The 20,282-nt window shown below is 64.2% G+C and carries 13 protein-coding genes; 3 read left to right on the top strand and 10 right to left on the bottom strand.

Annotated features, from left to right (window positions below):
- Window positions 1–10: 10 nt before the first annotated feature.
- The 5 genes from narI to C9F12_RS10395 all read right to left on the bottom strand — a co-directional run bounded on the left by narI (window position 11) and on the right by C9F12_RS10395 (window position 9,547).
- Window positions 11–688: a respiratory nitrate reductase subunit gamma gene (gene narI / locus C9F12_RS10415; protein ID WP_108448823.1), complete on the bottom strand. Its 678-nt coding sequence runs from the start codon at window positions 686–688 to the stop codon at window positions 11–13.
- Window positions 685–1,440, bottom strand: coding sequence for a nitrate reductase molybdenum cofactor assembly chaperone (gene narJ, locus C9F12_RS10410; protein ID WP_108448822.1), 756 nt, complete (start codon window positions 1,438–1,440; stop codon window positions 685–687). The genes narI and narJ overlap by 4 nt, the downstream gene beginning before the upstream one ends.
- A complete protein-coding gene (gene narH / locus C9F12_RS10405) occupies window positions 1,433–2,989 on the bottom strand; it encodes a nitrate reductase subunit beta (protein ID WP_108133051.1) in 1,557 nt (518 codons plus the stop codon). Before narH ends, narJ begins: the two co-directional genes overlap by 8 nt.
- Window positions 2,986–6,753: a nitrate reductase subunit alpha gene (locus C9F12_RS10400; RefSeq protein WP_108448821.1), complete on the bottom strand. Its 3,768-nt coding sequence runs from the start codon at window positions 6,751–6,753 to the stop codon at window positions 2,986–2,988. The genes narH and C9F12_RS10400 overlap by 4 nt, the downstream gene beginning before the upstream one ends.
- Window positions 6,754–6,835: 82 nt before the next feature.
- Window positions 6,836–9,547 (bottom strand): MFS transporter, encoded by a 2,712-nt coding sequence (locus C9F12_RS10395; RefSeq protein WP_108133053.1) that lies wholly within the window; start codon window positions 9,545–9,547, stop codon window positions 6,836–6,838.
- 249 nt (window positions 9,548–9,796) lie between these two features.
- Between C9F12_RS10395 and C9F12_RS10390 the strand changes: the two genes are divergently transcribed.
- The gene (locus C9F12_RS10390; RefSeq protein ID WP_108448820.1) at window positions 9,797–11,638 is read left to right on the top strand and encodes a histidine kinase; all 1,842 of its coding nucleotides are present in this window, start codon (window positions 9,797–9,799) and stop codon (window positions 11,636–11,638) included.
- A gap of 92 nt (window positions 11,639–11,730) precedes the next feature.
- The gene (narL, locus tag C9F12_RS10385) at window positions 11,731–12,375 is read left to right on the top strand and encodes a two-component system response regulator NarL (protein ID WP_045994022.1); all 645 of its coding nucleotides are present in this window, start codon (window positions 11,731–11,733) and stop codon (window positions 12,373–12,375) included.
- Window positions 12,376–12,700: 325 nt separating this feature from the next.
- Here narL and C9F12_RS10380 read toward each other — a convergent pair whose 3' ends face one another.
- Genes C9F12_RS10380 through phhA form a run of 3 tightly spaced genes read right to left on the bottom strand, consistent with a single transcriptional unit; the run spans window position 12,701 to window position 15,193 of the window.
- Window positions 12,701–13,891 carry an amino acid aminotransferase gene (locus C9F12_RS10380; protein ID WP_108448819.1) on the bottom strand — a complete coding sequence of 397 codons (1,191 nt, stop codon included), beginning with the start codon at window positions 13,889–13,891 and terminating at the stop codon, window positions 12,701–12,703.
- A 1-nt stretch (window position 13,892) separates the two neighbouring features.
- Window positions 13,893–14,243, bottom strand: coding sequence for a 4a-hydroxytetrahydrobiopterin dehydratase (locus tag C9F12_RS10375; RefSeq protein WP_045994020.1), 351 nt, complete (start codon window positions 14,241–14,243; stop codon window positions 13,893–13,895).
- A gap of 38 nt (window positions 14,244–14,281) precedes the next feature.
- Complete coding sequence (gene phhA, locus C9F12_RS10370) at window positions 14,282–15,193, bottom strand: phenylalanine 4-monooxygenase (protein WP_108448818.1); 912 nt, start codon at window positions 15,191–15,193, stop codon at window positions 14,282–14,284.
- A gap of 284 nt (window positions 15,194–15,477) precedes the next feature.
- Between phhA and C9F12_RS10365 the strand changes: the two genes are divergently transcribed.
- Window positions 15,478–17,040, top strand: a complete 1,563-nt coding sequence (locus C9F12_RS10365) for a sigma-54-dependent transcriptional regulator (protein ID WP_045994019.1) — start codon at window positions 15,478–15,480, stop codon at window positions 17,038–17,040.
- Window positions 17,041–17,153: 113 nt separating this feature from the next.
- On the opposite strand, the gene C9F12_RS10360 is transcribed toward C9F12_RS10365, so the two are convergent.
- Complete coding sequence (locus tag C9F12_RS10360; RefSeq protein ID WP_108448817.1) at window positions 17,154–19,112, bottom strand: RecQ family ATP-dependent DNA helicase; 1,959 nt, start codon at window positions 19,110–19,112, stop codon at window positions 17,154–17,156.
- A 106-nt stretch (window positions 19,113–19,218) separates the two neighbouring features.
- Window positions 19,219–20,151 (bottom strand): GGDEF domain-containing protein, encoded by a 933-nt coding sequence (locus C9F12_RS10355; RefSeq protein WP_108448816.1) that lies wholly within the window; start codon window positions 20,149–20,151, stop codon window positions 19,219–19,221.
- Between the last annotated feature and the right edge of the window lie 131 nt (window positions 20,152–20,282).

Genomic DNA, 20,282 nt, shown 5'->3' with positions numbered 1-20,282 from the left:
ACATGCCTCCTCAGGCACGGCGCCGGACGATCTGGTAGCGACGGCCCAAGTAACCCAGGGGAGCGCTCCAGGCGTGAACCAGACGAGTGAACGGGAACACCAGCACGATGGTCAGACCGACCAGAATGTGCAGGTGGTAGATAAAGCCAATGCCTTCGAGGTGGGTGGCGGCGCCGCCCTGGAAGAAGACGATGGCCTGGGCCCATTCGGCAAGCTTGATCATCACGCCGCCGTCCAGGTGATGCAGGGCGGCGGGAATGGTCAGCAGGCCCAGGGTGACCTGAACCACCAGCAGCACGATGATCAGGTTGTCCATGAAGCTGGAGGACGCCTTGACCCGTGGGTCGGTGAAGCGGCGATGCAGCAGCATGGCGCCACCGATCAGACAGGCGATACCGGCAACGCCACCGACCAGGATGGCGAACACCTGCTTGGTGCCGGCGCTGATGAAGGGGGCGTAGACCCAATGCGGTGTCAGCAGGCCGACCAGGTGACCGAAGAAGATCACCAGGATGCCGACGTGGAACAGCGGACTGGCCAGGCGCATGCGCCTGGACGACAGCATCTGGCTCGAGCCGGTCTTCCAGGTGTATTGGCCGTGGTCGAAGCGCAACAGGCTACCGATCAGGAAGACGCTGCCCGCCAGGTAGGGATAGAGGCCGAACAGCAGGGTGTGCAGGTAGTTCATGACAGACCTCCAGTGGGTCGAGAGGGCATGGCATCGGGGAGGCGAACGGTGTCGGGCTGGATACTGCCCCGGCGTTCGGCGAGGCGCTTGCCCTCGGCGGAGGTCAGCGCGCAGTCCTGGTCGGATTCGGCCGAGAAACGCACGGCCTCCTCCTCCCACACGGCGTCGAGGGCGGCAGGGGTGTTGTCGTCCGGTTCTTCCTTGACCGCCTCGCGGTGGAGGTCCACCTGATCCTCGGCGCCGATCAGCGACAGCAGGGTCAGGGTCACCAGCGCCTGGTCGCACTGCTTGGCCTCCAGGCGGGCGGTGATGAGCGCCAGGATATGGCTGACGTCACCGATCCAGCGGGCGACCTCGTCGCCCTCGCGAGTGGAGAGGAACTCCAGCAGCAGCGGCAGGTGGTCGGGCAGCTCGCGGCTGTCGAGGGCAAAGCCGGCGTCCTCGTACTCGCCGAGCAGGTCGACCATGGCCTGGCCACGGTCGCGGGACTCGCCATGGACGTGCTCGAACAGCAGAAGCGAGGTGGCGCGGCCACGATCGAACTGGGCGACGTAGGCCGCCTGAACGTCCAGCAGGCGGGCATCCGCCAGGCGATCACACCAGTCGAGCAGTGCCTGCCGGGGGGCTCCCCCCGGCAGTGGCATGGCGGCGATCGCCGCCTTGACCTCGGCAAGCCCCTCGATCAGTTCCCGGTCGGGATAGTCGAGCAGCCGGGCCAGGGCGCGCAGACCCTGGGCGAGTGGATTAGTCATGCTCGACCTCCGGATGGCTGGGGTCGTACTGCTCGACGTTGACCAGGGTGGTGGTCTGCTTGCGTCCACCGAACAGGCTGGTCTTGTCGCTGCCACCCTGGCAGCCGTTGCCGAAGGTGAAGCCGCAGCCGCCACGCTCCGGGAAGGCCTCGCGAGCCTGCTCGCGGTGGCTGGTCGGGATGACGAAGCGGTCCTCGTAGTTGGCGATGGCCAGGTAGCGGTACATCTCCTCGACCTGGGCCTCGCTCAGCTCGACCTCGTCGAGCACGTCGTGGCGCAACTCGCCGTCCACGTGCTTGCCGCGCATGTACTCACGCATCGCCATCATGCGCTTGAGCGCGCGAACCACCGGCGCCTCGTCACCGGCGGTGAGCATGTTGGCCAGGTACTTCACCGGGATACGCAGTGATTCGACCTTGGGCAGCACGCCGTCGGTTTCCACGTGGCCACCGTCCACCGCCGACTGGATCGGCGACAGCGGCGGCACGTACCAGACCATCGGCAGGGTGCGGTACTCCGGGTGCAGCGGCAGCGCCAGCTGCCAGTCCATGGCCATCTTGTAGACCGGGGACTCCTGGGCCGCCTTGATCACGTTGTCATCGATGCCGTCACGCTTGGCCTGGGCGATGACCTCGGGATCATTGGGGTCGAGGAAGATCTCGCACTGGCGCTTGTACAGGTCGCGCTCGTCCTGGGAGGCGGCGACCTCTTCGATGCGATCGGCGTCGTAGAGCAGCACGCCAAGGTAGCGGATGCGACCGACGCAGGTCTCGGAGCACACCGTCGGCTGGCCCGACTCGATACGCGGGTAGCAGAAGATGCACTTCTCGGACTTGCCGGACTTCCAGTTGTAGTAGATCTTCTTGTACGGACAGCCGGACACGCACATCCGCCAGCCGCGGCACTTGTCCTGGTCGATCAGGACGATGCCATCCTCTTCACGCTTGTAGATCGCACCGCTCGGGCAGCTGGCCACACAGGCCGGGTTGAGGCAGTGCTCGCACAGGCGCGGCAGGTACATCATGAAGGTGTTTTCGAACTGGCCGTAGATGTCCGCCTGGATCTTGTCGAAGTTGGCGTCCTTGCGGCGCTTGGCGAACTCGGTGCCGAGAATCTCTTCCCAGTTCGGGCCCCACTCGATCTTCTCCATGCGCTGACCGGAGATCAGCGAACGGGGGCGCGCCACCGGCTGGTGGCGGCCCTTCTTGGCCTGGTGCAGGTGCTGGTAGTCGAAGGTGAACGGCTCGTAGTAGTCGTCGATCTCCGGCAGGTCGGGGTTGGCGAAGATGTTCGCCAGCACCCGCCACTTGCCGCCGATGCGCGGCTCGATGGTGCCATCCTCGCGCCTCAGCCAGCCGCCTTTCCAGCGCGCCTGGTTCTCCCACTCCTTGGGATAGCCGATGCCCGGCTTGGTCTCGACGTTGTTGAACCAGGCGTACTCGACGCCTTCACGACTGGTCCAGACGTTCTTGCAGGTCACCGAACAGGTGTGACAGCCGATGCACTTGTCGAGGTTGAGCACCATGCCCACTTGGGAACGGATCTTCATTTCACTGCCTCCTGGGCGCTGTCCTGTCCTTCGCCGTCCAACCAGTTGACGTGCTTCATCTTGCGCACCATGACGAACTCATCGCGGTTGGAGCCGACGGTGCCGTAGTAGTTGAAGCCGTAGGAGAGCTGTCCGTAGCCGCCGATCATGTGGGTCGGCTTGGGGCAGACGCGGGTGACCGAGTTGTGGATACCGCCGCGGGTACCGGTGACCTCGGAGCCGGGCACGTTCACGATGCGCTCCTGGGCGTGGTACATCATCGCCATGCCGGTCTTGACCCGCTGACTGACCACCGCGCGGGCGGCGATGGCGCCGTTGGCGTTGTACAGCTCGATCCAGTCGTTGTCCTCGACACCGATGGCGACCGCGTCCTCCTCGGACAGCCAGACGATGGGGCCGCCACGCGACAGGGTCAGCATCAACAGGTTGTCGGAGTAGGTGGAGTGGATGCCCCACTTCTGGTGCGGGGTGATCCAGTTCAGCGCGATCTCCGGGTTACCGTTGGGCCGCGGCATCGCCATGGCCTTGGTTGCCTTGGTGTCGATGGGCGGACGGTAGACCAGCAGGCTCTCGCCGAAGTCACGCATCCAGGCGTGATCCTGGTAGAACTGCTGGCGGCCGCTGACGGTACGCCAGGGAATCAGCTCGTGGACGTTGGTGTAGCCGGCGTTGTAGGACACGTGCTCGTCCTCCAGGCCTGACCAGGTCGGGCTGGAGATGATCTTGCGCGGCTGGGCCACCACGTCGCGGAAGCGGATCTTCTCCTCTTCCTTGGGAATCGCCAGGTGGGTGTGGTCGCGTCCGGTGATCTTCGACAGCGCGTCCCAGGCCTTCACCGCCACCTGACCGTTGGTCTCCGGGGCCAGCGCCAGGATCATCTCGGCGGCGTCGATGGCGCTTTCGAGTCTTGGCTGACCCTTGGCCGGACCCTCGAGCTTGACGTGGTTGAGGCCACGCAACAGCTCGACTTCCTTGTCGGTGTTCCAGCCGATGCCCTTGCCACCGTTGCCGATGCTCTCGAGCAGCGGTCCCACCGAGGTGAAGCGCTCGTAGGTCTCGGGGTAGTTGCGCTTGACCTCGATCAGGCTCGGCATGGTCTTGCCGGGGATCGGCTCGCACTCACCGCGCTTCCAGTCGAGCACTTCGGGCTGGGCCAGCTCGCCGGGGCTGTCATGCTGCAGCGGCAAGGTGACCAGGTCGGTTTCCTCGCCCAGGTGGCCGGGGCAGACTTGGGAGAATCTCTTGGCGATGCCCTTGTAGATGTCCCAGTCGCTGCGCGCTTCCCAGGCCGGATCGGTGGCGGCGGTCAGCGGGTGGATGAAGGGGTGCATGTCCGAGGTGTTGAGGTCGTCCTTCTCGTACCAGGTCGCGGTGGGCAGCACCACGTCTGAGTACAGGCAGGTGGTCGACATGCGGAAGTCCAGGGTGGTGAACAGGTCCACCTTGCCTTCGGGGGCCTCGTCGTGCCAGGTGACTTCCCGGGGCATGGCGCCACCGGATTCGCCCAGGTCCTTGCCCTGCAGCCCGTGGCGGGTGCCCAGCAGGTACTTGAGCATGTACTCGTGACCCTTGCCCGAGGAGCCCAGCAGGTTGGAGCGCCACACGAACATGTTGCGCGGGAAGTTCTGGGGGTTGTCCGGGTCCTCGGCGGCGAAGCCAAGACGGCCCTGCTTGAGCTGGCTGACCACGTAGTCGGCGGTCGACATGCCGGCCTCACTGGCGGGGCCTGCCAGGCGCAGCGGGTTGACCCCGAGCTGCGGCGCCGACGGCAGCCAGCCCATGCGCTCGGCGCGCACGTTGAAGTCGATCAGGCTGCCGTCGTACTTGTCGGCCTTGGCCAGCGGCGACAGCAGTTCCTTGACCTCGAGCTTCTCGTAGCGCCACTGGCTCGAGTGGTTGTAGAAGAACGAGGTGCCGTTCATGTGGCGCGGCGGACGCTGCCAGTCCAGGCCGAAGGCCAGCGGGGTCCAGCCGGTCTGAGGACGCAGCTTTTCCTGGCCTACATAGTGGGACCAGCCGCCGCCGGACTGACCGATACAGCCGCACAGCACCAGCATGTTGATCAGGCCACGGTAGTTCATGTCCATGTGGTACCAGTGGTTCATCCCGGCACCGACGATGATCATGGACCGACCCTGGGTCTTGTCGGCGTTGTGGGCGAACTCGCGGGCGATGCGGATGCACTGGTTGGCGGGTACGCCGGTGATCTTTTCCTGCCACGCCGGGGTGTAGGGGCGCAGCTGGTCCAGTGCGGTGGCGCCGTCGTCCTCGCCCTCGCCGCCGAGGCCACGGTCGATACCGTAGTTGGCGCACATCAGGTCGAACACGGTGACCGCCAGCACTTCCTTGCCATCGGCCAGGGTCAGCTTCTTGGCCGGCAGGCAGTGGTGCAGCACCTCGTTGCCTTCGACGTGGTCGAAGTGCTCGTGGGCGATGCCACCGAAATAGGGGAAGGCCACCTTGGCGACGCTGTCGTGGGCGTCGGCCAGCGACAGTCGCAGGTCGATCTCCTGGCCGTCGGCGTCCAGTGACTCAAGGCTCCACTTGCCCTTTTCGTCGTCGTCGTTCTCGCCCCAGCGGAAGCCGATGGAACCGCGCGGCACCACCAGCTGGTCACGCGTCTCGTCCCAGGCGACGGTCTTCCACTCGGGGTTGTTGTCCTGGCCGAGCGAGGCGTCGAAGTCGGCCGCACGCAGCTGCTTGCCCGGGGCGTAGGTGCCGTCCTCGCGGGGCTCGAGGGCCACCAGGAAGGGCATGTCGGTGTAGCGCTTGACGTAGTCGGTGAAGTAGACGCTGGGCGAGGCGAGGTGGAATTCCTTGAGGATGACGTGGCCCATGGCCATGGCCAGGGCGGCGTCGGTGCCCTGCTTGGCGGACAGCCATTCGTCGGTGAGCTTCGAGACCTCGGCGTAGTCCGGGGTGATCGACACCGTCTTGGTGCCCTTGTAGCGCACCTCGGTGAAGAAGTGGGCGTCCGGGGTACGTGTCTGCGGCACGTTGGAACCCCAGGCGATGATGTAGCCGGAGTTGTACCAGTCGGCGGATTCCGGCACGTCGGTCTGCTCGCCCCAGGTCTGGGGGGAGGCCGGCGGCAGGTCGCAGTACCAGTCATAGAACGACAGGCAGACGCCGCCGATCAGTGACAGGTAGCGGGCGCCGGCGGCGTAGGAGACCATCGACATGGCAGGGATCGGCGAGAAGCCGATGATGCGGTCGGGACCGTAGGTCTTGGCGGTGTAGACGTTGGCCGCCGCGATCAGGGTCTGCGCCTCGTCCCAGTCGGCGCGGACGAAGCCGCCCATGCCGCGGGCACGCTTGTACTGATTGGCCAGGACCGGGTCCTCGACGATGGAGGCCCAGGCATCCACCGGGTCGGCGTGCTTGTCCAGCGCGCGTCGCCACAGGCTGACCAGCTCCTGGCGAATCAGCGGGTACTTGAGGCGGTTGGCACTGTACAGGTACCAGGAGTAGCTGGCGCCACGTGGGCAACCGCGGGGCTCGTGGTTGGGCAGATCGGCGCGGGTACGCGGATAGTCGGTCTGCTGGGTTTCCCAGGTGACCAGGCCATTCTTGACGTAGATCTTCCAGCTGCACGAGCCGGTGCAGTTCACCCCGTGGGTGGAGCGCACGATCTTGTCGTGCTGCCAGCGGGCGCGATAGCCGTCTTCCCAGTCACGTGTCTCTTCCCGGGTTTCGCCGTGTCCGTTGGCGAATTCCGGAGGACGTTTGGTCAGGTATCTCAGGCGATCGAGAAAATGACTCATGGAGGTCTCCTCAAAGGCCCCCCGAGGGGGGCCTGGCTAGGCGGTCCTTGCGGACTCGAATGTCACGGTCTTGACGGGAACGTCAGTGCTGGGTCTGAGCCGCACCGGCGCTTGGCTTGCGGGTGGGACCCGCATCCAGGTTCAGTTCGATCTCCGCGCCCTTGCGGCTGTAGTAGAACCAGGTCAGGGCGGTGCAGAACACGTAGAACACGATGAAGCCGATCAGCGCCGCTTCGGCGCCACCGGTCAGCGAGATCGAGGTACCGAAGGACTTCGGAATCAGGAAGGCGCCGTAGGCGGCGATGGCCGAGGTGAAGCCGATGGTGGCAGCGGATTCGCGCTCGGCGTGGACCAGCTGCTCGGCGGCGGTCAGGTTCGGCATCAGCCGCGGCACTTCCTTGCGGAAGATCGACGGGATCATCTGGAAGGTGCTGGCATTGCCGACGCCGGTGGCGAAGAACAGCAGCATGAAGGAGGCGAAGAAGCCGTAGAAGGCGATCGACATGTCCTTGTTCATCAGGAAGAACAACACGCCGATCACGCCGCCGATCATGGTCAGGAAGGTCCAGAAGGTGACCCGGGCACCACCGAAGCGGTCGGCCAGTCCACCGGTCCAGGCACGGCTCAGGGCGCCGACGAACGGGCCGAGGAAGGCGTACTGGAGGGCATCGATGGCCGGGAACTGGGTCTTGGTCAACAGCGGGAAGCCGGCGGAGAAGCCGATGAAGCTGCCAAAGGTGCCGGTATACAGGATGCACATCAGCCAGTTGTGCTTGCGCTTGAAGATGACCGACTGCTCCTTGAAGGAGGACTTGGCGCTGGCGATGTCGTTCATGCCGAACCAGGCGGCAACGGTGGCGATGGCGATGAACGGCACCCACACGAAGCCGGCGTTCTGCAGCCACAGAAGATCAGTGTCGGACATCGGCTGGCCACTGCCGGTGAACATCACGAAGCTGCCGGTGGAGATGACCACGGGCACCAGGAACTGCATCACCGACACGCCGAGGTTGCCGAGGCCGGCGTTCATGGCCAGGGCCTTGCCCTTTTCACGCTTGGGATAGAAGAAGGCGATGTTGGCCATGGAGGAGGCAAAGTTGCCGCCACCGAAACCACACAGCAGGGCGATGATCGCCATCACCAGGTAGGGCGTTTCGGGATTCTGGACGGCGAAGCCGATCCACAGAGCAGGCAGCAGCAGCGAGGCGGTGGAAATCGCGGTGAAGCGACGGCCGCCGAAGATCGGCACGGTAAAGCTGTAGAAGATCCGCAGGGTGGCACCGGAAAGACCCGGCAGGGCCGCCAGCCAGAACAGCTGGTTCGGGGTGTACTCGAAGCCTACCTGGGGCAGCTTGGCCACGACCATGGACCACACCATCCAGATGCAGAAGGCCAGCAGCAGACAGGGGATGGAGATCCACAGGTTACGCGTGGCGATCTTGCGACCGGTGGACTGCCAGAAGGACTCGTCCTCGGGGCGCCAGTCCTCGAGCACGAAACGGCTCGGGGTGGACAGCTCGGGCAGGTCGGTGGACTCGCAGCGATCGCGGGCCTCGATACGCTCGGCCTTGCGGATGGCGAAGTGCATCCACATGAGCGCGGCGGCAACCACGACGAACATCAGCATAAAGCAGCTCTGCCAGATGCCGATGACATCGTTGAGCATGCCGAAGGTCAGCGGCAGGAAGAAGCCACCCAGGCCACCGACCATGCCGACGGCGCCACCGACCAGGCCGACGCTCTTGGGATAGTAGACCGGGATGTGCTTGTACACGGCGGCCTTGCCCAGCGACATGAAGAAGCCCAGCACCATGGTCAACAGGATGAAGCCGACCAGCGGCATGGCGAAGGTGAACTCGACCGGACCACGGACGCCATCGACGACGTACTGGGTGGGCGGATAGCTCAGCAGGAAGGTGCAGATGACCGAGGCCAGGAAGGTCCAGTACATCACGCGACGTGCGCCGTAGCGGTCGGACATCCAACCGCCGAGAATACGGAACAGCGAGGCCGGGATGGTGTACAGCGCCGCCACGATACCCGCCGCGGAGAGGCTCAGGCCGTAGACCTCGATCAGGTAGTGGGGCAGCCAAAGGGCGAGGGCGACGAAGCCACCGAAGACGAAGAAGTAGTAGAGCGAGAAGCGCCACACGCGCAGGTCGGCCAGGGGCGCGAACTGCTCGGACAGCGGCAGGCGCACGGCATTGCGCGACTGATTCTGGGGGTCTTCCTTGGCCAGCAGGATAAAGGCCACGCCCATGATCGCCATGATGGTGGCGTAGACCAGGGCGGTGCTTTTCCAGCCCATTGCCATCAGCAGGAAGGGCGCGCCGAAGTTGGTGACGGCGGCACCGACGTTACCGGCCCCGAAGATGCCCAGCGCCGTACCCTGGCGTTCCTTCTCGAACCAGGCCGAGGTGTAGGCCACGCCGACGATGAAGGAGCCACCGGCCAGGCCGATACCCAGTGCGCCGACCAGCAGCATCACGTAGCTGTTGGCGAAGGTCAGCAGGTAGACACAGGTAGCGGTGACCAGCATGAGCAGACCGAAGACCCAGCGGCCCCCGAAGCGGTCAGTCAGTACACCGAGAAAGAGTCGGCTGATCGAACCCGTCAGCACGGGAGTGGCCATCAGCAGGCCAAGTTGGGTGTCGGAGAGCGCGAAGTCCTCCTTGATCTGGATACCGAGAATCGAGAACAGGGTCCAGACGGCGAAGCAGAGAGTGAAGGCGAGTGTGGATAGGCCTAGCGCTCTGTTCTGCTGACGCCGGGGTACGGTGTCATGTTGGAGCATGTGCTTTCCTCTTTAGGGGTGCCGGTTCGGCCCCTAAACCTTGCTACAATGTATCTGTATGGCACTTGATTGTGGTCAAGAGAATTGCGTGCTATATCCAGCGCTTTTGCTTAATTACCTCCATGGAGGTATCCGGGTGTTTTTGAGGTGTTCGTCACGTATTATCTGCCCTCTCAGATGGATGCGACATTCCGGAAAATTCTAGATGATGAAACCCTTGATCTGGGTCAAAAAGGGAAGGTGTAGTAGATGAACGGCGCCTTTTACCTGCGCCGATCACTGATGCTGCGCATGCTGGTCGCCATGGCGGCGATATCCTGTCTGGCCCTGGTCAGCCTGCTGGGCTCCATCGTCATCGCAAAGAGCGCGGGAGGTTACGCCGACGCCATCAACCAGGCGGGCTCGCTGCGAATGCAGGCCTATCGACTGCTGGCGACGTCGGAGTTGCTGCCGGCGGATCACCCCAGGCGACGCTGGCAGCACGAACAGATGGAGGCCACGCTGGCTGCGGGGGCGATCATCGCGCTGATTCCGGTGGACGCCGATGATCCGCTCAGAGAGGCCTACGACAGGGTGGTGGAGTGCTGGCACGAAACCCTGCGTCCCAACACGGTGGATTTCGAAGGTGGTGACGTCTTTCGGCTGGATGACAAGGTCGCAGAGTTCGTCGACAAGGTCGATATTCTGGTGGGAAGGCTTCAAGAATATGCCGAGTCAAAGGTCGTATTTCTTGAGGTTTTTCAGGGGGCATCACTCGCCGTTCTCGTGATATTTATGGTGATGGTTGTCTATCGAATAGTCTGCGGTGTCATGCCGCCATTTCGTGACCTTATTCGCGTTGTAAATGGCGTGATGGTCGGTGACTTTTCGGGGAGAACCATCTACCGAGGTAACGACGAGTTAGGCTTGTTATCCAGAACAATCAACAAGATGAATGCCAGCCTGTCGGAAATGTACGGTCAGCTGGAAAAGCGTGTCGCGGCGAAGACCCATGAACTGAAGCGCAGCAATGATGCGTTGCGTATGCTTTATCTGACCGCGCGGCGTCTCAATGGGGTCACTCCGCTGACCCGGGAAGAGCTCGAGGAAGTGCTGCGCCAGCTGGAGGCGGTGACCGACGAAGGCCCCTTCGAGCTGCGCCTGTCCATGGGAGGCAATGGCAAGGATATTGTCAGACTCAGCTCTCGCCCCGGCGCGGAAAGCGCTTTCGTTCAGGAACCATCGCGCGGCCGTGAAATATCAGACAAGGCGGCTGCCGGACTGTATGCCAACGGCAATGAATATGCGGTCAGGGTGCGCGAAGCGGGTCGGGATTTTGGCGAGTTGCGTGTCCATCAGCCTCCCGGCCATATGCTTGCCCAGTGGAAGATCGAGCTGGTGGAGACGGTGGCCGGGCTGATTGCCGCGGCCTTGTCGCTGTCCGAGAAGGCCGACGAACAGCGTCGGCTGGCGCTGATGGATGAGCGCGCGGTGATTGCGCGAGAGCTTCACGACTCGCTGGCGCAGTCGCTGTCCTACCTGAAGATCCAGGTCACCCGTCTACAGATGCAGCTCGATCAGCAACGCCACGAGCAGGTGGCGCAGGTGGTCGCGGAACTCCGGCACGGTCTCAATTCGTCCTACCGCCAGCTCAGGGAGCTGCTCAACACCTTTCGTCTGCGCATCCATGAGTCGGGTCTGGAAGCGGCGTTGGAGGAAACGGTGCTGGAGTACTCCAAACGGGGTGACTTCGAGCTGACCCTGAAAGGCCAGTGGAGCGGGCTGTCGCTGACCCCCAACGAGGAAATTCATGTGCTGCAGATCGTGCGAGAGTCGCTGTCCAACGTGGCCCGCCATGCACGTGCTCGGCACTGCACCATCAGCCTCGCCGTCGACGACACGGGGCACTATCAACTTTCGGTCACGGACGACGGTGTAGGCATCGGACCGCAATCGGATCCTTCCATGTCCCACGGGATGGCGATCATGGAGGAGCGGGCACGAAGCCTGAGTGGAAAGCTCACGGTCAGGGGCATCAAGCCCTGCGGCACCGTGGTGACCGTCCGCTTTCTGCCGCGTCTGTTGGCGCAGTTACCTGTGGCGTCCGAGTGATGGGCTTTCACGGGCGCGAGGTCGCGACGACGTGGCCTGCTGAACGTGTTGCCCGGCAGCGGGTCGGGTGAAACCACTCTGGAGATAGCACTATGAGCATGCTTCGATTGATGATCGTGGACGATCACCCCCTGTTCCGGCGTGGGGTGCGTCAACTGGTGGACATGGATCCTAGTCTGGTGGTGGTCGGTGAAGCCTCGGATGGCGCCGAGGCGGTGCGCAAGGCCGTCGATCTGCAACCCAACCTGATTCTGCTCGACCTCAACATGCAGCCCATCGACGGCATCGAGGTGCTCCGGCGGATGCGTGACGCCCGGGTCAAGAGCCGTATCGTGATCCTGACCGTGTCCGACTCCGACGACGACGTGGTGCGCGCGCTCAAGGAAGGCGCCGATGGCTATCTGCTCAAGGACATGGACCCAGAGGAGGTGCTGCGGCTGATTCGCGAGGCGGCCCAGGGTCAGGTGGTGCTGGGGCCACAGATGGCGTCGCTGCTGGCCAGCGTGGTCAAGGGCGAGCTGCCGGCAGGGGGCGACGACGGCATGTCGTGCCTGACCGCTCGAGAGAGGGACATCCTGCGGACCCTGGCTCGCGGCCTGTCCAACAAGATGATCGCCCGTGAGCTCGATATCGCCGAGGGCACCGTCAAGGTCCACGTCAAGCATCTGTTCAAGAAGCTGGACCTGCGCTCACGGGTGGAAGCAGCGGTGTGGGCCACCAAGCATGGCCTGGGCTAGGGCTTGTCTGAAAAGTGCCTGCGCTCGGTAATACGGCGTTAAAAATCGGATCAAAATGCTCATTTACACCCCGTAAACTGCGCTTTCTCACCGATTTTTGCCTTGTCTAACCTTCGCTCGTCGACTTTTCGGACTGCGCCTAGGGCTTTTGCGAAACCTGCCTTCGCTCGTCGACTTTTCGGACAGAGCCCAGGGCTTGCAGAAACAGGCTTGCAGGAATGGTGGTTGCGCTCGGTGGCGCCGGGAAGTTCGTCCGGATACGACAACGCCCGGGGCAGGCCCGGGCGTCGTTTGCTGGCTGGCAGAGCCAGCTGGCAGGGCGGCGTCAGTCGTTGACGGCGGCCACCGCCTTGGCCAGGTAGGGCAGATTCTCCTGGGAGAAGCCGGCGACGTTGGCGCGGCCCGAGCGCACCATGTAGATGCCGTACTCGTCGCGCAGGCGGTCCACCTGTTCCGGCGTCAGGCCGGTGTAGGAGAACATGCCACGCTGCTCGGCGATGTGGGCGTACTTCTGGTCCAGCCCGTAGGGCTTCAAGGCCTCGACGAAGTCACGACGCAGGGTGTTGATGCGATCGCGCATTTCGGTGAGTTCCTCGCGCCACACCGCGGCGAGTTCTGCCGAGTTGAGGATCTCCGCCACGATGCTGCCGCCGTGGGCCGGCGGGTTGGAGTAGTTCTCACGGGCGACGATGGCGATCTGCGAGCGGACGTTCTCCATCTCCTCGCTGTTCTTCGCCACCACGATCAGGGCGCCGGTACGCTCGTTGTAGATGCCGAAGTTCTTCGAGCAGGAGCTGGTGATCAGCACGTTTTCGAGATTCTCGGCCAGCAGGCGAACGGCGTAGGCGTCCTCGTCGAGGCCCTCGGCGAAGCCCTGGTAGGCGAAGTCGACCAGCGGCAGCAGGTCGCGCTGCTGGATCACTTCGAGTACCTGTTGCCACTGCTGGTGGTTCAGGTCGAAGCCGGTGGGGTTGTGGCAGCAGGCGTGCAGCACCACCACGTCGCCCTGGGGGATCTGCTTGAGGGCTTCCAGCATGCCGTCGAAGTCGAGACGGTTGTCGGCGTCCACGTAGGGATACTTGTGCAGTTCGATGCCGGCGGCGGTGAAGATGCCGTGGTGGTTCGGCCAGGTCGGGTCGCTGACCCAGATGCCCTTGCCGGGCAGTTGGGTCGCGACGAAGTCCGCCGCCAGGCGCAGGGCGCCGGTACCGCCGGGGGACTGGGTGACGCTGGCGCGGCCGGCCTCGAGCACAGGGGAGTCCTGGCCCAGCACCATCGGCAGCACCACGGCACCGTACTGGGCGGCGCCGTGTGAGCCGATGTAGGTCTTGGTGGTCTCGTTGTTGAGCAGCAGGGCTTCGGCCTCCTTGACCGCACGCATCACCGGAGTGTTGCCCTTTGCATCGCGGTAGACGCCGACGCCAAGATCGACCTTCTGGGGATTTGTGTCCTTCTTGAAGGCCTCGATGAGCCCGAGGATGGCATCCCCGGGAACCCGCTCAATCTTCTCGAACATTTTAGCTTGCTACCTCGTCGGTTCTGGCCGCTAGGATGAAATCGTTCTTGTGCAGGCCCTTCATCTCGTGGGACCACCAGGTCACGGTGACCTTGCCCCACTCGGTCAACAGGGCCGGGTGATGGCCGGCTTCCTCGGCGATCTCGCCGACGCTGTTGGTAAAGGCAAGGGCCTGCCGAAAGTTGCGGAACTTGTAGCTCCGCTCCAGTTGCATGATGCCATCGCGCTCGACGATCCGCCACTCGGGGATCTGCGCGTGCCACTGTTCGATCTCGTCCTCGGTGGCGTGGGGGGCGTCCCAGCTGCAGGCTTCGCAGGACTGCTCGGTGAGGGTCTGGGTGGTGTCGTTCATGCTGTCTCCTGGTGGTGTCGGTGAGGGAATGTGGATGTTCAGGCGTGTTCGCTGCGTCGGTCGTTGTCGGCACCGTCATGGGCGATGGGGCCGTTCTCGCCGGTCTCGCCGGGCGTTGGCTTGGGCTTGGTCGTTGAATTGGGCTTGGGCGGAAAGCGCGGTTCGAACAGTCCCAGCGCCTTGGCTTCCTCGACCAGTGCCATCAGGTCGCGCCGGGACAGTTCCTGAAGCCTGTCGAGGCTGTCCAGAACGTAGTAAAGGGGCTGCAGGATGTCGATGCGGTAGGGGGTGCGCAGGGCGTCGAGGGCGTCGAAGGGCGCATGTGCAGGGGTGTCGGACAGGGCGTGCAGGGTCTCCTTGGGCGAGGAGATGATACCGCCGCCATAGATGCGCCGGCCTTGCGGGGTGTCCACCAGGCCGAATTCCACGGTCATCCAGTAGAGCCTGGCCAGGTAGACCCGGTCCTTGGGTTCGGCGGCGAGGCCGATGCGGCCGTAGGTGGCGGTGAACTCGGCGAAGGCCTCGTTGGTCAGCATCGGGCAGTGGCCGAAGATCTCGTGGAAGATGTCCGGTTCCTTGAGGTAGTCCAGCTCCTCGGGGGTACGGATGAAGGTCGCGACCGGAAAACGACGGTTGGCCAGCAGTTGAAAGAAGGTGTCGAAGGGGATCAGGGCCGGTACCTGGGCGGTCTGCCAGCCGGTGGCTTGCTGTAGCACCCGATCGACGTCGCCCAGTTGCGGAATACGATCGCTGGGCAGGCCGAGGCGCTCGAGGCCGTCCAGATACTGCTGGCACACGCGCCCTTCGATCAACGTCAGCTGGCGTTCCATCAGCGTCTGCCAGGTTCGGTTCTCGACCTCGCTCCAATGGATGATGCCGTCGGCATCCGGCTCACGGGCCTGATAGGCGGTGCCCTTGGTGGACGGGGTGGACGAAGAAGGTGCGTGCATGGTGTCTCCCGGCGATTGTCGACTGTTGTGGTATCGAGACTGAGTCGAGTCTAGGCATGGGGGCTTTCGTCACGCAGCCGTGCATCGGGGGGATAGGCACCAGAAGGCGGCCCTTTTCTGTCAGGTAATCTTTACAGCTGGTGCTCGAGATGGTGTCTATCGACCAAAGATGCAGGACGCGCTCCTCTGTCTTCGATAGGCTGTAACGAAATCTTGACATGCGAGTCAGACCAGCCTGACGGAAACTTCAGATGGTGTGACCCTTTTGCGGAGCCATTCCCTTCATGCGCCTGAGAGTTCACTGCCAGAATCGTGTCGGCATCCTTCGCGACATAGTGGCCCTGCTGGCCGACTATGGGGTCAACGTGGCCCGGGGCGAGGTGGGCGGAGAGCACGGCAACGCCATCTATCTGCACGTGCCGCAACTGTTGCACGCCCAGCTGGCGACGCTGAAGCCCAGTCTCGAGCAGGTGTCCGGCGTATTCGGGGTGCGCCGGGTCAGCCTGATGCCCAGCGAGCGCCACCAGCTCGAGCTGGAGGCGCTGCTGTCGTCACTCTCCGACCCGGTGATGTCCATCGACATGGAGGGGCACCTGGTGGCGGCCAACCGGGCGGCGAGCCAGCTGCTCGGCGTGCGCGTCGACGAGGTGCCCGGGCTGTCGCTGAATCGCTACCTGCCGGAGCTCGACCTGCCGGAAGTGATTCGTCGCAACAATGCTCGGGTCAACGGCCTCAGGATCCGGCTCAAGGACGCCACCTACCTGGCCGATATCGCGCCGCTGCATCGCGAACACCACGACGACGTGGCCTCGCTGGCCGGTGCTGTGGTCACGCTGCATAGCGCCGATCGCATCGGCGAGCGTATCTATCAGGTGCAGCGCCAGGAGATGCGCGGCTTCGAGGCGATGTTCGCGGCCAGCCCCCGACTCGCCTCCCTGATCCACGAGGCGCGGCGCATGGCGCCGTTGGACGCGCCGCTGTTGATCTTTGGCGAGACCGGCACCGGCAAGGAGGTACTGGCGCGGGCCTGTCACCTGGCCAGCCAGCGCGGCCAGGCGCCGTTCATGGCGCTGAACTGCGCCGGCCTGCCGGAGTCCATGGCCGAGACCGAACTGTTTGGCTATGCCCCGGGCGCCTTCGATGGCGCTCGCCCCGAGGGCAAGCTGGGTCTGCTGGAGCTGACCGCCGGTGGCACCATCTTCCTCGATGAGGTCGGCGAGATGAGTCCGCGGCTGCAGGCCAAGCTGTTGCGCTTTCTGCAGGACGGAGGCTTTCGCCGGGTCGGCGCCGATGACGAGACCTACCTGGACGTGCGGGTGATCTGTGCCACCCAGCAGGATCTGCTGGCCCTGTGCGGCCAGGGGCTGTTTCGTCAGGATCTCTATCATCGCCTCAACGTGCTGTCGTTGAGCGTTCCGCCGCTGAGGGATTGCCTGGATGGCATCGAGGCCCTGGCCGGGCACTTTGTCGACCGAGCCGCGCGCCAGATCGGCTGCGCGCTGCCTGCGCTTTCCCCCGCGGCACTGGCGCGCATGGCCAGCTATCACTGGCCCGGCAATGTGCGGCAACTCGAGAACGTGCTGTTCCAGGCGGTGTCGCTGTGCGAGACCGGGCTCATCGAGCCGGCCCATCTGCGGCTGCCGGCCTCGGGGGCGCCGGCGGGTCTTGCCGGTATCGACCTGGACGGCTCGCTCAACGACATCCTGGGCGAGGTCGAGCGGCGCGTATTGGCCTCGCTGTACCCCCAGCATCCGTCCAGTCGCCAGTTGGCGCGGCGCCTTGGCGTATCCCACACCACCATCGCCAACAAGCTGAATCGCTATGGCATCACCGGCAGCGAAGGCTGACGGTGAGTGTGAGAGTGAAAGTGAGACTGAGGGGGCTCGAGGCACCGACGGGGCATCGAGGCCCACTGCTCACGGTCGAATAGCTGGCGGTCGAATAGCTCGCGGTCGCAAGGCTAGCCTTCGAATAGTGGTGCGAGGGCCTGCCTGACGTCGGTATAGCGGGCGCTTTCCTGGCTGGCGAATCCCGGCAGGCGTCGCGCCTTGGCCTGACTCAGGCGCGGGCTGATGACGCCACACAGGAAGCGGGTAGCAAGCTCCAGGTCCAGCGGCTTGCCTGGCTCGACACTTTCCAGTGCCTGGGCCAGGCCCGTCAGCCAGGTTCGCAGTTCGCCCTTGTCCGGGAGCGCCGGAGCCGGGGCGGGCGGCAGGATGGCGGTCTCGCCGCGACAGGCCGAACAGTGGCCACAGCGTCGGGGGGCGTTGGGGTCACCGAACCAGTCGGCGAGTCGCGCGCTGATGCAGTCGTCGGCCTCGAACAGCGCCAGCATGGCGTCGAGCCGCTCGAGTTCGACCCCCGCGCGCTCGACGAACTGCTGATGCAGTTCGGGAGCCAGCCGTCCGGGGTCCACGGCCGCGAGTTTGTGGTAGACCTCGGTCATCTGCTTGCTTTCCAGGCGCATCAGCCCCTGTTCCGCCAGGTAGTCGAGCGCTTTGAGCACCCGTGGGCGGGAGGTGTCGAGGCCGCGTTGCTGGCCCAGCTGGTCGAGGCGTTCGAAGTCCAGCCGATACCAGGTACGGGCCTTGTGCGAGGCATCGAGCAGTGCGCCGAGAAAGGCGCCGCGCTCGCCGGGGAAGCGGGCGAGCAGGGCGTCTGGTTCGATCGCCAGGCTGAAGCGATACTCGGCAAAGTAGCTGTGGCTGGCGCGTACCACGCCGGCCAGTTCCAGCTTGACCAGCAGCGTCTTCAGCGGCAGCTCGCGGATGTCCGAGAGGCGTGACAGGGCGTTGAGTGACAGCTCCCAGGTCTCGGAGGCATCCGCCAGATCGGTCAATACCGCTTCGATGCCCGACAGCGGTGGAACGTCACCATGGATAAAGTTCTCGAGCACTGGCAGGTGTTCACGTCCGGCCAGCATCAGGCACTCCGACGGCTTGCCGTCGCGCCCGGCGCGTCCGATCTCCTGGCTGTAATTCTCGATGGACTTGGGCAGGTCGAAGTGCACCACCTGGCGGATATCGGCCTTGTCGATGCCCATGCCGAAGGCGATGGTGGCGACGATGCCGGGCAGGCGTCCGCTCATGAAGTCGGCCTGCAGTCGCTGGCGGGTCTCACTGTCGAGCCCTGCGTGGTAGGCGGCGACCTCGAGCCCGGCGGCCTTGAGGTAGGCCGCCAGGCGTTCGGCGCTTTGCTGCAGGGTGACGTAGACGATGGTGCCGCCGTTGCCGAGTCTTGGCGCCAGCCAACTGGCCAGATGGCGAGCCCTGTTGTCGGCGGGCAGCGGGGTGACGGCAAGGTCCAGATTTGCGCGGTAGAAGCCGGTGGTGATGACATCGTCAGGCGCGATATCGAAGCCTCGACGCATGTCATCGATGACCTTGGGCGTGGCGGTGGCGGTCAGCAGCAGCACCTGGTCGATGCCGAACTCCCGGCGATAGTCGGGCAGTTTCTGGTAGTCCGGGCGAAAATTATGTCCCCATTCCGACAGGCAGTGGGCCTCGTCGATCACCATCAAGGAGACCCGCACGTCGCGCAGAAAGGCGCGAAAGCGTTCATTGCGCAGGCGTTCGACCGATACCATCAGCACCTTGAGCTGGCCGTTGCGGGCCGCTGCCATGACCTCCCGAGCCTGATCGCGATCCTGACTCGAATCGATGCTGGCGGCGGCGATACCGCGCGAGGTCAGCGTCGCCAGCTGGTCCTGCATCAGCGCCAGTAGAGGAGATACCACCAGGGTGAGGTAGGGCAGGTGCAATGCCGGTAGCTGATAGCACAGCGACTTGCCCGAGCCGGTCGGGAAGATCGCCGCTGCGCTGCGGCCTTCTGCGATGGCGTTGATGGTCTCCCGCTGTCCTGGCCTGAAGTCGCGGTGGCCGAAGACGTTCTCGAGGGTCTGGTCGATGGTGGTGGACATGCTGGCTCCCTGATGGCGGGCCCTGTGACAGCGGCAGGATCGGGGGCAAGGGTACCCAAAACAGTCACCGGCATGAAGCGACGACGTGCCAGCTCAGGTGGCGGTGTCAGGATGATCCCTGGGGCAGCCAGCGCTGGATCACGCGATCGCGGCCCTGCTGCTTGGCTTCCATCAGGTTGGTGTGGACCTGCTGCATCAGTTGCGCGCTGCTCAAGCCGCGAACGAAGTCGGAGACGCCGATACTGACGGTGACCTTGTGGCGACCGATGCCGAAATCCTGACGAGAGATGCTCTCGCGCAGGCGTTCCGCCAGCTCGCGCGCTCTGCCAGCGGGTGTCATCGGCAGCAGCAGGGCGAATTCGTCGCTGCCCATGCGTGCCAGCATGTCCTCCTGGCGCAACTGGCTGGATGCCAGGGCGGCGATCTGACAGAGCACCCGATCACCGAGTCCGCGCCCCCAGGTGTCGTTGATCAGGGCAAAGTGGTCCAGGTCGATCAGCAACAGCGATAGCGGCGTGCCATGGCGGTTGGACATGGAGGCGATCTTGTCGATGTGTCCCATCATCGAACGTCGGTTGGTCAGCCCGGTGAGTTCGTCGGTGCCGGACAGGTAGCGAAGACGTTGCTCTTCGGCGACCTGATCCTCGATGTCCACCAGCAGGCCGTGCCACAGGATGCCCTCTTCGGAGCGTTCCGGCAGGGCCTCCAGCGAGTACCAGTGCGGGGTGAGTTCGCCGATCGGCAGGCGCAGTCGCGTGGAGACCGGCGACAGCCAGTGGGCAGAGTGCTCGATGGCCCGGATGAATTCGCCATAGGCGTCACCCAGCAGATCGCCGAGCCGCTGACGCACGTCGTTGATCGCCAGCAGTGGCTCAAGGCGAGGCGTCATCGGGTCTTCACCGGTCACTGCAGGTAGCTGCAGGCGACCGCGCGCGTCTCGCTTCAGGGTGAACAGCACCCCAGGGACACGCTTGAGGCAAACAAGACTCGCGTTTTCGTCGCAGGTCGGGGAGGGTGACGGCGGGTCACGATCTTCCATAGCAGGCAGTCCTTGGCCACGGGATGGCGGGTCAACCCGAGGTATCGGGCCTTCATCACCATCTTAAAGGCAGGGTATTGCGGGTATATCAGTCCAAGGGACTAAGAAATATCAGACAAAACTCTGCATTT

This window comes from Halomonas sp. BN3-1 (assembly GCF_003056325.1).
Classification (GTDB): domain Bacteria; phylum Pseudomonadota; class Gammaproteobacteria; order Pseudomonadales; family Halomonadaceae; genus Halomonas; species Halomonas litopenaei.
Note: the sequence above shows the minus strand (reverse complement) of the source record. Positions and strands in the feature narration are given on the sequence as shown.